This window comes from Nonomuraea sp. NEAU-A123 (genome assembly GCF_018603905.1).
Classification (GTDB): domain Bacteria; phylum Actinomycetota; class Actinomycetes; order Streptosporangiales; family Streptosporangiaceae; genus Nonomuraea.
The window spans coordinates 387,564-400,275 of record NZ_JAHFZZ010000004.1 but is presented as its reverse complement, the minus strand read 5'-3'; the positions used below and the strand labels follow the sequence as shown (position 1 = coordinate 400,275).

Annotated in this window: 10 protein-coding genes; 5 read left to right on the top strand and 5 right to left on the bottom strand. The window is 70.7% G+C overall.

The window, feature by feature from the left end; genetic code table 11:
* Window positions 1-54: 54 nt before the first annotated feature.
* Both KLK06_RS14115 and KLK06_RS14110 read right to left on the bottom strand, forming a co-directional pair.
* Window positions 55-1,710 carry a PH domain-containing protein gene (locus tag KLK06_RS14115; RefSeq protein WP_250905368.1) on the bottom strand — a complete coding sequence of 552 codons (1,656 nt, stop codon included), beginning with the start codon at window positions 1,708-1,710 and terminating at the stop codon, window positions 55-57.
* The gene (locus tag KLK06_RS14110) at window positions 1,707-2,228 is read right to left on the bottom strand and encodes a PH domain-containing protein (protein WP_308168236.1); all 522 of its coding nucleotides are present in this window, start codon (window positions 2,226-2,228) and stop codon (window positions 1,707-1,709) included. Before KLK06_RS14110 ends, KLK06_RS14115 begins: the two co-directional genes overlap by 4 nt.
* A 94-nt stretch (window positions 2,229-2,322) precedes the next feature.
* On the opposite strand from KLK06_RS14110, the gene KLK06_RS14105 reads away from it, so the two are divergent.
* From KLK06_RS14105 to KLK06_RS14085, 5 genes are all read left to right on the top strand, one after another.
* Entirely contained in the window at window positions 2,323-3,282 is a 960-nt protein-coding gene (locus KLK06_RS14105) for an ATP-binding cassette domain-containing protein (RefSeq protein WP_214635873.1), read from the top strand.
* Complete coding sequence (locus KLK06_RS14100; protein ID WP_214635872.1) at window positions 3,279-4,076, top strand: ABC transporter permease; 798 nt, start codon at window positions 3,279-3,281, stop codon at window positions 4,074-4,076. Before KLK06_RS14105 ends, KLK06_RS14100 begins: the two co-directional genes overlap by 4 nt.
* Window positions 4,077-4,506: 430 nt before the next feature.
* The gene (locus tag KLK06_RS14095; protein ID WP_308168235.1) at window positions 4,507-5,028 is read left to right on the top strand and encodes a YbhB/YbcL family Raf kinase inhibitor-like protein; all 522 of its coding nucleotides are present in this window, start codon (window positions 4,507-4,509) and stop codon (window positions 5,026-5,028) included.
* Window positions 5,029-5,211: 183 nt separating this feature from the next.
* A complete protein-coding gene (locus KLK06_RS14090; RefSeq protein ID WP_214635870.1) occupies window positions 5,212-6,843 on the top strand; it encodes a hypothetical protein in 1,632 nt (543 codons plus the stop codon).
* Between the two features lie 91 nt (window positions 6,844-6,934).
* Window positions 6,935-9,154: a bifunctional SulP family inorganic anion transporter/carbonic anhydrase gene (locus KLK06_RS14085; protein WP_214635869.1), complete on the top strand. Its 2,220-nt coding sequence runs from the start codon at window positions 6,935-6,937 to the stop codon at window positions 9,152-9,154.
* Window positions 9,155-9,396: 242 nt separating this feature from the next.
* Here KLK06_RS14085 and KLK06_RS14080 read toward each other — a convergent pair whose 3' ends face one another.
* The 3 genes from KLK06_RS14080 to KLK06_RS62295 form a co-directional block, all read right to left on the bottom strand.
* Entirely contained in the window at window positions 9,397-10,704 is a 1,308-nt protein-coding gene (locus KLK06_RS14080; RefSeq protein ID WP_214635868.1) for a M14 family zinc carboxypeptidase, read from the bottom strand.
* 61 nt (window positions 10,705-10,765) lie between these two features.
* Complete coding sequence (locus KLK06_RS14075) at window positions 10,766-11,842, bottom strand: TOMM precursor leader peptide-binding protein (protein ID WP_214635867.1); 1,077 nt, start codon at window positions 11,840-11,842, stop codon at window positions 10,766-10,768.
* Between the two features lie 281 nt (window positions 11,843-12,123).
* Window positions 12,124-12,711: a TetR/AcrR family transcriptional regulator gene (locus KLK06_RS62295; RefSeq protein ID WP_308168274.1), complete on the bottom strand. Its 588-nt coding sequence runs from the start codon at window positions 12,709-12,711 to the stop codon at window positions 12,124-12,126.
* Window position 12,712 lies beyond the last annotated feature (1 nt).

Below are 12,712 nucleotides of genomic sequence, written 5' to 3'. Positions count from 1 at the left end.
AGCCGCCGAGAGCGGCAGTGCGGAACGTGCGGAACGTGCGGAACGTGCGCCCGCCTACTTCCCCTTCTCCATGAACGGAGCCAGCCACTCCGGCGTCACCTCGGCCGGGAAGCCGATCGCCTGGGACTGGGAGACGTCGATCGCCGAGTAGCCGCCCTTGCCGGCTCCCACCCCGGCCGTGAGCGTGTACACCCCGGCTCGCCGCTGGAACCAGGTCTGCCTGAGGTGCCAGCCCACCACCGCGCGGCGTTCGACCACGGCTTGTGACCGGCGGAGGGAGCCGGAGCGGACCGCCAGGCGTACGCCGTCGTATCCGTGTCCCAGAGACCTGTACCGGTCGAGGCCGAGGGGGATCCCCGTGCCCGCCAGGAGGAGGGCGACCACGGCCGCGATCCACCAGGCCGCCTCGGCGGTCAGCAGGGCCGTCAGGGCGGTGGCGGCGGCCGGGAGGAGCCACGGGGCGATGGCGCGGAAGAGGCGGCGGTTGCGCGCGATGGGTGGGTGGGGGCGGAGTTCGGCCCGGTAGGAGCCGATGGCTTCGCCGGTGACCTTGAAGGCGACCGCGCGCGGGACGTCCGGCAGGAGTTGGCCGCGCGTCTGCGTGTCGCCGAGTCCCGTCACGATGGCCCAGACGCGGGCGACGCCCGCCCAGCGCTCGGCGAGCCCCTCGACGATCTCGTAGCCGCGGACGCGCCGGGCCTCCAGCGACACGCTGCGCCGGTTGATCAGGCCGCGCTCCGCCACCAGGTAGCGGTCGCGGCTGGTGAGCCGGAAGTTCCAGTTGAACACCGCGTACATCACGCCGCCCACCACCGGCATCGCCACCACGAGCAGCAGCACCACCGCGAGCAGCAGATAGGGGTGCTCCCACAGCCACTCCCCGACGGTCAGCGCGGCGTCCCGGCCGAAGCCGAGGTCGTCCCCCCACTGGAACGCCAACCCCACGGCACCCCCCGCCAGCGCGAACGGGGTCAGGAGGTACGCGCCGGACAGCGGGCCGTACAGCAGCCAGGTCCACGGAACGCTGATGATCTCCCGATCAGCCTCCGCCGCGACCCCAGAAGCGCGCGGCGGGGCGGCCGGACCCGCGGCGGTGACGGAGGGGGAGGCGCCGTCAGACGCGGAAGGGGAGATGGTCTCGCCAGAAGCGGTGGCAGAGTGCGCGGCGGCTCGGGCCGCGCGGGTGCGGCGGAGCAGGACCGACTTCAGGCGTTCGGCCTCCTCCAGGGTGACGCCGTCGAGTTTGCCCTCCTCGGCGTCGCCGCTCGCCCCCGTGTCGATCTTCAGTACAGCCAGGCCGAGCAGCCGGTGCATGGGCGGGGTGGAGACGTCCACGCCGCGTACCCGTTCCAGGGGGATGGTACGGACCGACCGGCTGATCAGGGAACGCTTGATCTCCAGCCGGTCGCTCACGATCTCGTAGCTGAAGATCGCCCACCGGACGACGGCGATGGCGAACGTGACGCCGACCCCGACCGCCGCCCAGAGGTACGACTTGCCGGAGAACCCGCCGACGAACAGCAGCCCGACGAGCGGGAGGAGCAGCGACGGGATCATCCGCACCGGTTGGATGAGCAGCACCTTGGGACTCAGCCGCAACGGCGCCCGCCCGGGCACCGGGGGCGGAAGGAGCGGAGGCGGCCCCGCAGGGATGGGAGACGAGCCCTCGGGGCCAGGTGGTGCGGGCGGGTGGGAGGGAGGCTCGGTCATGTGGCATCGTCCCTGAGCTCTTCCGCCCGGCGCGCCAGCTCCTCCGCCAACCCCGCCGCCACCTCGTAGTCCAGCCCCTTGATCGTCGACGACCCCGCGTGGGACGCCGTACGGATCTCCAGCGTCGCCAGCCCGAGCAGCCGTTCGACCCACCCCTGCGCCTTGTCGACCGTCTGGATCCGGCTGACCGGCACGAAGACCCACTCCCGGGTCAGGAACCCCGACCGGGTGTAGACCACATCGCCCGACAACTCCCACCGATGTACGGCATAACGCACGAACGGCTCAGCGATCAGGAACGGCGTCGTCAGCACCCCCAGCACCACGGGCAGCAGCCACGGATCGTCCGCGAACCAGCCGGGCACCCACGACCACCCGCTCCCCCCGACCCAGCGCGCGACCAGGATCGAGCAGCCCACCAGCAGCACGAACCCGAACAACGCCTCGGCCAGCCAGAGCCGGACGGCCTTGGGCGACACACGGTGTTCGGGATCACGCAACGGGCCAGAAGTCGTCACAGGGCCAGCTTATGACTCCCGTCCGCACCAGTGATCTCCCAGAGGCGCCGGATGCCATCGGAAAAGTGTCGGTGCCGTAGGTCACAGTGGGGGCATGCAGTACGCGATTGAGGCAGACGGCCTGGTGAAGCACTACGGCGCGACCAAGGCACTCGACGGGGTGGCCCTCGCGGTGCCGACCGGCAGGCTGCTCGGCGTGCTGGGCCCCAATGGGGCGGGCAAGACGACCGCCGTCCGCATTCTGGCCACCCTCCTCACGCCCGACTCGGGCACGGCCACGGTGCTGGGGTTCGACGTGCGGCGGCAGGCTCATCAGGTGCGGTCGCTGATCGGGCTGACCGGACAGTACGCCGCGGTCGACGAGATGCTGACCGGTGTCGAAAACCTGATGATGATCGGCCGCCTGCTGGGTTTACCGAGGCGTGCGGCGCGGGAGCGGGCGAAGGAGCTGCTCGGCCGCTTCGACCTGGCCGACGCCGGGGGCCGGGCCACGAAGACCTACTCGGGCGGCATGCGCCGGCGGCTCGACCTGGCGGCGAGCCTGGTGGGCAGGCCGCAGGTGCTGTTCCTGGACGAGCCGACGACCGGTCTCGACCCGCGCAGCCGCACCGACCTGTGGGGAGTCGTACGCGGGCTGATGGCCGACGGCGTGACCGTGCTGCTGACCACCCAATACCTGGAGGAAGCCGACCAACTGGCCGACGACATCGTGGTGTTCGACCACGGCAAGGTCATCGCGTCGGGCACGTCCGACGAGCTCAAGGCCACCACCGGCGCGCAGGTGCTGGAGGTGCGGCCGCTCCGGGAGGACCAGCTCGACCTGGTCGCCAAGGTGGTCACCGAGGTCCTCGACGAGGTGCCCGACCTGTCGGGCGGCAGGGTCACGGCCTCGGTACGCGACCCCGCGGTGGTGCCCGCCATCGTCCGCCGCCTCGACGACCTCGGCATCGTCGCCTCCGAGCTGGCGCTGCGTAAGTCCAGCCTCGACGAGGTGTTCCTGGCCCTGACCGGGCACCGCGCGGAGGAAGAGCCGACCGAGGAGGCCCTCGTATGACCGCCGTCACCGCGGCCCTGCCCAGCCGGGTCGGCCCCGGCGCCACCCTCAGGCAGACCATGACGCTGGCCTGGCGGAGCCTGGTGCAGATCAAGCACAACCCGTGGGAGCTGCTCGACCTCAGCATCCAGCCGATCATGTTCCTGCTGCTGTTCACGTACGTGTTCGGCGGCGCCATCTCCGGCTCCACCGGCGACTATCTGCAGTTCGCGCTGCCGGGGCTGCTGGTGCAGAACGCCCTGTTCTACACGCTGTCCACGGCCATCGGGCTCAACACCGACATCACCAAGGGCGTGTTCGACCGGCTGCGCAGCCTGCCGATCGCGCGCACCGCGCCGCTGTCGGGCCGGATCATCGCCGACACGTTCAAGCAGGTGTGGGCGTTCGCGCTGCTGGTCGGGTTCGGGATGGTGCTCGGGTTCCGGGTGACGACCAGCGTGGCGGGGCTGATCGGGGCGCTGGCGCTGCTGGTGGTCGTGGCGCTGGCGATGTCGTGGATGTCGGTGCTGATCGGGCTCAAGGCGTCGAGTCCGGAGAAGGTGCAGATGATCTCCTTCTCCACGATGATGCCGCTGACGTTCACCAGCAGCGCGCTGGTGCCGGCCGACACGTTCCCCGGCTGGCTGAAGGCCTGGTCCGACGTCAACCCGGTGACCTACCTGGCCGACGCGATCCGCGGCCTGCTGATCGGCGGCGAGGTGGCCTGGCCGACGGTGGTCTCGCTGCTGTGGTCGGCGGGGTTCGTGGTGGTGTTCGCGCCGCTGGCGATCAGGGTCTTCCGCAGCCACGTATGACGCTCTACTGGAGGCGCGACGGCTGGGTCCGCGGCTGACGACCTGGTGCCCCGATTTCACCGGGGTGCCGTCGCCGCCACGAAGGCAGAGCCCGCCAACACGGTGCCCGCGCTCCCGGGCACCCGCGCCCCTCGATCCGCCGGGGCGAACCGGCCCGGTCGCCCCTGCGTTGAGAACCAGCAGGCCGCGGCCGGGTTCTCCGGTGCCGCCCATGACCTCCCCGCCCCGGCGAAGCGCCCGCGGGCCGAGGACGGCGGCGCTCAGGATGTGGCGAAGTTCACTCCCCCCTACCCGTTTTGTGGCTGCTTTCCCGTCCTTTACCGGCGGCCGACCCTCGCGAAACGGTCGGCGCACGGCCGATAGCCGCGTAGCATCATCCGGCATGGGGCTGTGTAACACGGCAAGACGCGTGAGACGCATCGCTGTCTCTGTGACAGTGGTGACCGTCATGCTCGCGTCGTCCGGTTGCAGCTTCCTCATCGGAAGGTCCCAGGCCAAGGAGATCGCTGAGATCAACGTCTCGAGTCCGGAGTTGCGCGAGGGCGAACCACTGCCGAGCGAGTTCTCCTGCGATGGCGCCCAGGGCAGCCCGCCGCTGCGCTGGTCCAGCGAACCTCTGTCCGATGCCAAGTCGATCGCCATCGTGGTCGACTCCCACTCACCATCAGAATCCGCCGTCCAGTGGGTGCTCTACAACATCCCCGCGACGACGACCGAGCTGGGGCCGAACGCCGCCGCGAGCCCGCCGGAAGGCGCGAGCCAGGCGACGGTGACCAGCGGCAAGGTGGGCTACCAGCCCCCATGTGTGAAGAAGGGCAGTTACCGGTTCAGCGTCTACTCGCTGAGTGGCAAGGTCGAGCTCCCGGAGGGCGCCCCCCTCTCCGACGTCTTGAAGAAGATCGCGGACTTGACCATCGCCCGTGGCCGGCTCACGGTGGTGAACATCCAGTGAGACATCAATCACTAAACGTAGTAATAGTTACCAATTCTTCACGTAGGGTGTGACAACGCTCATAGTGGTCCGACACAATCAGATCCAATTGCTAGGTGCTGGTGATCAAAGGGGGAAGGTCGCGTCGATGGCCGCGCGATCTCACCGGTGCCGCAGGGAGGCCATGGCTTTGAGGGTGGTGCAATGATCGCGGTCGTAGTCAGCTTGGTCGCTGTCGTGCTCCTCGTGCTCGTCGTCGTGGCACTGGGCATGCGTTCTATGAACCGTCGGGAGAGCTCTCTCCCTCCTGAGCGGCTGAAGCAGATGGCCGAGAAGGATGAGAGGACACAGACGCGCTCCACGGACGAGTTCTCCAAGAGCGAACCCCGCATGAACAACTTCAGCCCCGACTTCAGTCCTATCGGCGAGGCCAAGGCCAAGCCGGTACGCACGGGTCAGCGCGGCAAACGCGGCGTGGACGAGTGGGGCAACCCCCACACCGACGTCGAGGACGAGGAGTTCTGGGCCAACATCCGCAGCGACGCGGAAGAAGGCGGCTTCGGCGCCGGCGGCACGGTCGCGGCGCGCAAGGGCGCCTCGCGCCCCGTCGAGCGTCCTTCGGAAAGGCCCGCCGAACGGCCCGCGGGACGACCCGCCGAGCGCGAGAAGCAGCCGACGGCCCAGCGTGAGCAGCGGCCCGGCGCCAAGCGTGAGCGGCCCGCCAAGCGCGAGCCCGTCACCGCCGACCCCAACGCGGCGACCATCCAGGCTCCTCTTCCCAACCGGCCCAACCGTTCGCGTTCCCAGCGGCCCGCCCCGGCGGGCGCCTCGTCCGGCCTGGCCGATCTCGTGGAGTCGGCGCAGCGTCCGGCCCCGTCGGCCGCCGAGCTGGCCGACCAGCGCACGGTGACGTTCTCGGCCCCGACACCGCCCGACGTGATGAGCATCCTCGGTGTGGGCGCCCAGCAGGTGCCACCGACCCGGCCTCAGCCCGGCACCGGCACCGGCACCGGCTCCTTCCCGGCCGTCGGCGGCGCCACGTCGCTGAGCACGAACAGCCCGGCGACCTCCAGCGGCTCATTCCCCGCCGTCGGCAGCGGCTCATTCCCCGCCACTCCGGCCTCCTCCGCCAGCGGATCTTTCCCCGCCACACCGGCCTCGCCCATCAGCGGCGCGCCGACCAGCGCCCCGTTCACGATCTACGGCGCCAACACCGACCCGCTCGAGACCACCTGGACCAACCCGCCGATCGTGCCGACGGCGTCAGGATCGTGGCCCGCGCTTCCGCACCACGACATCCTCGACGACCCCGCGCCCGGCGCCCCGTCGAGCGACTCCTGGCCGGCCTTCGAGCCGCAGCAGCCCGCCGCGGCCCCCCGCTCCTCCTATCCGTCGTCCTACGAGGTCCGTGCGGGCTGGGCCGTGGCCGACGACTCCGACCCGGTGACCGGCCCCTCCCCCGCGACCGGCACCCCCACGGCGCCCGCGCGTTCGGTCTCGGCCTACGACGACGTGCTGTCGGCCCCGCCCATGCAGCCGGCGCCGCAGCACTTCGCGTACGAGACGGGTGACATCACCAGTCTCCCGCCCGGCCAGATCGCGCAGACCTTCGCGTACGAGACCGGCGACATCACCAGCATTCCGCCCGGCCAGATGCCGGCGGGCTGGGGCGAGCCGCCGGTGGGCGGCAGCGGCGCCTGGCCCAACTACGGCGAGTCGTACGGCGGCACGCCCGACACAGGCGCCCGGCAGGGCACCCCCGGTGGCGGCAACCAGAGCGGCGGGCGTCGTCGCGCCACCACCCCCGAGCAGGAATTTCCCGACTACTACCGCTGACCAGCGGCTGAGTGAGGCGGCCACTCATTAATCTGTAAAGCCGCCAAGGACCCCTCCAGGCCCCGGCTCGCGGGGCAATAGGGTCTGACGTATGATCGGCGACACTCTGCGTCGCGTGCTGAGCACGCTCAGGTACGACGTGCCTGCCTCACTCGTGGTCTTCCTCATCGCGGTGCCCCTCTCGCTGGGCATCTCGATGGCCTCGGGCGCCCCCCTCGCCGCCGGGCTGATCGCCGCCATGGTGGGCGGCATCGTGGCGGGCGCGCTCGGCGGCTCCGCCGTACAGGTGAGCGGGCCCGCGGCGGGCCTGTCCCTGGTGGTCGCGGATCTCGTGCAGACGTACGGCTGGCGGGCCACCTGCATGATCACATTGATGGCGGGGCTGGTGCAGCTGGTGCTCGGGGTGTTCCGGGCGGCCAGGGCGGCACTGGCGGTCTCACCGGCCGTCATCCACGGCATGCTGGCGGGCGTCGGCGTGGCCATCGCGCTCTCCCAGCTGCACATCGTGCTGGGCGGCCAGCCGCAGCGCTCGGCCCTGGCCAACATCGTGGAGCTGCCCGCGCAGCTCGCCGAGATGCAGGGCCACACGGTGGTGGTGGGCCTGCTCACGATCGCCATGCTGGCGCTGTGGACCCGCCTGCCCAAGCGGGTCAAGGTGGTGCCGGCGCCGCTGGCCGCGCTGCTGGTGGCCGCTGTGACCGCGTGGGCGTTCAACTGGGATGTCACCCGCATCGACCTGTCCGACAGCGTCACCATATGGACCGTTCCCGTCCTGCCGTCCGGCGACTGGCACCGGATCGTGGCGTCCGTGCTGCTCGTCGCGTTGCTGGCCGGGGTCGAGTCGCTGCTGTGTTCGGTCGCGGTCGACGGCATGCACAACGGGCCCCGTGCCGACCTCGACCAGGAGCTGAGCGGGCAGGGCGTGGCCAACATGGTCTCGGGAGCGCTCGGCGGGCTGCCGGTGGCGGGCGTGATCGTCCGCAGCACCGCGAACGTGCAGGCGGGCGGGCGCACCCGGCTCTCGGCGGTCCTGCACGGCGTGTGGGTGGTGGTGTTCGCCCTCGGCTTCGGCTGGATGATCAAGCTGATCCCGATGGAGGCGCTGGCGGCGCTGCTGGTCTTCATCGGCGTGCAGATGGTCAACCTGGGCCACGTCAGGAAGGTGCACGGCCACGGCGAGGTGCCGGTCTACCTGGTGACGATGGGGGGCGTGCTGGTCCTCGGGCTCGCCGAGGGCGTGCTGGCCGGTCTCGCGCTGGCCGCGCTGCTCGCGCTGCGACGGCTGACCTGGGTCACCGTCAAGACGCGCCTGGAGCAGGACGGGCGCTTCCACGCGACGATCTCCGGCTCGCTCACCTTCCTGGGCGTACCCCGGCTCACCCACGAGCTGCGCGCCATCCCGCCCGGCGCGGCCGTCGACCTCGACCTGAACATCGACTTCATGGACAACGCCGCCTTCGAGGCGATCCACTCCTGGCGTCTGAACCACGAGCGGCTGGGCGGCAGCGTCGACATCGACGAGATCCACGACGAGTGGTACGCGATGGCGGCCAGCGGAACCCGCCGGTCCCGATCCAAGACACCGCCGAGAGCGCCGGACCGGTGGTGGCTGCCGTGGTCGCACCGCCACCGCCCCCCCGCCCGGCACGGCGTGCCCGCTCCGGGCACCCCCCGCCCGGCCAGCGTGGAGTGCCAGCTGACGGCGGGTGCGCGGGAGTATCACCGGCGTACGGCTCCGCTGATGCGGCCCATCTTCACCGAGCTGGCCCGCAAGCAGCAGCCCACGCACCTGTTCATCACCTGCGCCGACTCGCGGGTCATCCCCAGCCTGATCACCGCGAGCGGCCCCGGCGACCTGTTCACCGTGCGCAACATCGGCAACCTGGTGCCGCGCCGGGGCGCCGAGCCGCATGACGACTCCGTCGTGGCCGCCATCGAGTACGCGACGCAGGTGCTGGGCGTGCACACGATCACGGTGTGCGGGCATTCGGGCTGCGGGGCGATGTCCGGGCTGCTCAGCGGCGGGGTGAAGGCGGGCGGCCTGCCGGGGCTGCGGCGCTGGCTGCGGCACGGTTACCACAGCCTGGCCACGTTCATCGAGACGGCGGACGAACCGCTCGACGCCGGGGCGCTGGACCGGCTCTGCAAGGTCAACGTGCAGCAGCAACTGGAGAACCTGCGGACCTATCGCAAGGTCGACGAGCAGGTGCGAGCCGGGCAGCTCGAACTGGTGGGGCTGTACTTCGACATCGGCTCCGCCAGGGTGCACATGCTGCCGCCCCTTTCATCCACGCCGTCGGTGAAGATTTGACCGGTTCGCTGGGTGCCGGCGGCTTGGGCGGCCCGTTATGCGTATTCGTGCGCAGACGGCGGGATAGGGGCGGGTTAGCGTCAGCGGTGTCGCGCCTGGTCGTCCTTGGTCCCCCACCTGACCCGGCGCGACGGCCGGTCCAACTCCCAGGGGCCGGAGGGGCGGAGGTATCGGCACCTCCGCCCCTCACTCGTCCTCCGGCCGCCGCCACAGCAGCGCGATCCCGCGTTCACCGTGACACATCACCGGCGCAGGCGGCGGGCGGCCGCCAGAGCCGCTTCCGTCTGTATCGTGACGATCCTGCCGAGCGGATCGGGGAGCTGGACCAGTTCACCCTCCGCCTGCGCGCAGAGGCGCGCCAGGCGCTCCTCCAGCGCGGCGCGGGCGGCCGTCAGGGCGGCCGGGGTCGGGTGGTTGTCCGCCGCCGCCTCGGCCTCCAGCAGCCGCAGGAACATGGAGCTGGCCCGCAGCGGCAGGCGGCGCACGGTGTCGTTGATGCCGCTCGCCTCGGCCCGCGTGACGGTCCTGGCGGCGTCCTCCCGGTCCACGGCCCCTTCCAGCGAGGCGATCAGCAGATGGGAGACGGCGAGCGTGTCGTCGACCGCTGTGTGGAACGGGGTGTGCGCGACGCACTGGGACCGGATGTCCGTACGCGCCCGGGCCAGCGGTTCGATCTCCTCGCGCAGCCGTACGGCGGCCGCTTTGACCAGGTGTCCGAAGGAGAGCCCGGCGTCGGAGGGGTCGTCGCACCCTGGAGTGGTCCACAGAGGCACCTCGGCGATGAGCGTGAACGTGCCGTAGCGGTCGGCGTAGTGCCAGCTCGACGCCCCGTACGTACGAGGGGTGCGCGCGTCGCCGCCCGTCTCGACGAAGTCGATGTGCTCGGCCGGCGGCAGCAGCGTGACGCCGGGCCCCGCGACCTGGTAGCCGACGGTGTCGATGGGCCCCAGGTCCAGCGGGACGCCCTGGCCTGCGGCGATCGCGGCCAGCTCGGCGGGCAGGCCGGGCACGTCGCGGCTGATCTGGAAGTACGCGCCGCCGAAGTCGGCGTTGTGCAGCGACAGCATGAACGCGGGCCGCAGCTCGTCGATGACCCGCATCAGGGCCAGGGTCTCCGGCAGCGGCCGGTCGAACCGCTTGCGCCCGGAGGGGATGGGGAAGGTCCATTCGGGCTGGTCGCTCATGGACGGGCGGTAGAAGTGGCGGTGATAGTGGCTGATCGTGTACGGCCCGCCGTACCAACCCTCGTTCAGCCGGGCGCCGTCGGGATCCACGCACGCGATGAAGTGCCAGGTGAACCCGTGCCGCTCGGCCGCGTCCTCGCACAACGCCGAGGCGAGGCGGAGCACGGTCAGGAAGCCGGCGGGCTCGTTGGCGTGCGGGCCGCCGAACACCAGGGCGTTCTGGCGGCCGTCTCCGATCGAGACCAGTTCCAGCGGCTCGCCCCGGCGTGAGGCGCCGATGCGGCGTCTCCTACAGGTCGCGGGGAACCGGTCGCACAGCTCCCGCAACAACGCGGCCATGTCGTCAATGGTCGGGATCACGCGCATGGGGGAAGCCTCTCAAGCGCGCGCCGCCGCGTCACGTGCCTGGTGCAGCAGGTTTCGCGCGTCAGGCCGGATCCCCGCATACCTCGCACGTGTCGAGCCGGATGACGGACTGCTCCGCCGTCATCATCGTCAGAAGGTCGAAGTGGACCACCCGGCCGGCCAGGGCCGCCGGGACCACTCCGGTGAGGAACCGGACCGCCTCGGCGGCGAGGAACCCGGCCACGATCGAGCAGAGCGGGCCGAACGCCGGGATGATCCGCCCCTGATTCTGTACGGCGGGCAGCTCCCGCCCGCCGTTGCGGACCCGCAGCTCCTCGTCCAGGCAGGCCAGGCAGGCCGAGCTCCCCGGCACGACCAGCGGCCCCGCGATGCCCAGGTGCTGGGTGAACCCGCCCGGCAGGAACGGCACCCCGGCGGCCAGGCAACCGGCGTTCGTCCAGCGGCGGATCTGCGGCTGCGGGCTGTCGGCGGTGGCGATGACCAGGTCCGCGCCGGCGACCACGTCCGCGACGTCCCCGGCGCCGGTCAGCGTGCGGTGGTGCGTCTCCACCTTGAGCGCCGGGCTGTGCTCCACGAGCCTGCGGGCGGCCGTGTCCACCTTCGGGTCACCGACGTCCTCCGCCTTGTACAGGTATTGGCGGTGAAGGTTGGACGCGTCGACGTCGTCCTGGTCGACGAGCCGCAGCCGCCCCACCCCGGCCGTGGCCAGTTGCAGGGCGACGAAACCGCCAATCCCACCGACGCCGAGGACGACGACGGTACGCCCGGCTAGGTCCCCGACCATCTCGGCGGCCCGTGACGCGGGCTGGAACATGGAGAAGAACAACGCCTGCCGCGACGAGGGCCCGTGGCGCGTCAGCAGCTCGACCTCCTGCTCCTCGACCAGGATCCGGGCCGTGAGCAGGGCGGTGATGGCCTGGTCCACCTCGGCCGCCGTGACGCCGCCGATCCCGGCGGTGAGGCTGACCAGCTCGTCGCGGGGCAGCGCGGTCGAGGCGCACCGGCGTACCAGCTCGCGCAGGGCGGGGGCGGCGGACTGGAGCACCTTTCCGGTTCCCGGCAGGTCGCCCAGCCGGATGAGCTCCCGGTGGTCGTCAATGAACAGCGGAAACGCGGGGTTGACCAGAACGCGCGACAATATCGCTCCAAGCGGAGACACGGCACGGGATTGGCGACAGGCGGGTCACCAATCCCGCGAATGAGTTTCAGCTGTTGCTGTTACCGCAGGTGAGCTCTACTTCCTCTACCAGCGTGATCGTGATCTCCATGCAGGTTCCCCCTCCCGATGATGTGGGGGACATATGTGGCTATTGAGAAGAATGCCCCCGAGCGAGGAAGTTAGTTTCCCGGAACGCGAGTGTCCAGCGGTTTGGACATTAAGGAGCTGGTTCGATGTCCGGCGCAGCTCCGAAACAGGGTTTACGGAGTATCCGGTTTCGCGCGATAGGCGCGGAGAAATGCTTTCACCCCGTTGACCACCACCCCCTCGATCTCACCCTCTCCGAGCGGAACCGCGCCGAACAGTGATCGGTCGCTCAGCACACTGGCGACCAGCACGCCGAGGTGCTCCGCGGCGACGATGGGGTCCGGCACGTCGAGCAGGCCCTGCTCGCCCAGCCGTGCCAGGCGCGCGGCCAGCGCCCGCTGAGCCGGTCCGACGGGACACCAGCCGTCCAGCAGCTCGGGGAAGTGCACCGCCTCAGCGATCATCAGCCTCCTGATCGCCGAACGTTCGGGACATCGGACCACGGTGTGGGCGAACTCGCGGCCGAAGGCCAGCAGGGCGGCCTCCAGGTCATACACCTGGCCCAGGGTGCGGTCGAGCAGGTCGGCGAACTCCGCGTTCTGCGTGGCGCCGGCCTCCTCGATCACCGACAGGAAGAGCTGCTCTTTGTCCAGGTAATAGTCATAGATGGTGCGTTTGGACACACCGGCCTTGGTCGCGATGGTGTCAACGCTGGTCCGGGCGAATCCTTCGTGAAGGAAGGCCTCGAGCGCCGCCCGCACA

Excerpts from the sequence above, each read along its gene's own strand:
- KLK06_RS14115 (WP_250905368.1), bottom strand. The coding sequence starts at position 1,710 with ATGACCGAGCCTCCCTCCCACCCGCCCGCACCACCTGGCCCCGAGGGC.
- KLK06_RS14105 (WP_214635873.1), top strand. The coding sequence starts at position 2,323 with ATGCAGTACGCGATTGAGGCAGACGGCCTGGTGAAGCACTACGGCGCG.
- KLK06_RS14100 (WP_214635872.1), top strand. The coding sequence starts at position 3,279 with ATGACCGCCGTCACCGCGGCCCTGCCCAGCCGGGTCGGCCCCGGCGCC.
- KLK06_RS14090 (WP_214635870.1), top strand. The coding sequence starts at position 5,212 with ATGATCGCGGTCGTAGTCAGCTTGGTCGCTGTCGTGCTCCTCGTGCTC.
- KLK06_RS14085 (WP_214635869.1), top strand. The coding sequence starts at position 6,935 with ATGATCGGCGACACTCTGCGTCGCGTGCTGAGCACGCTCAGGTACGAC.
- KLK06_RS14080 (WP_214635868.1), bottom strand. The coding sequence starts at position 10,704 with ATGCGCGTGATCCCGACCATTGACGACATGGCCGCGTTGTTGCGGGAG.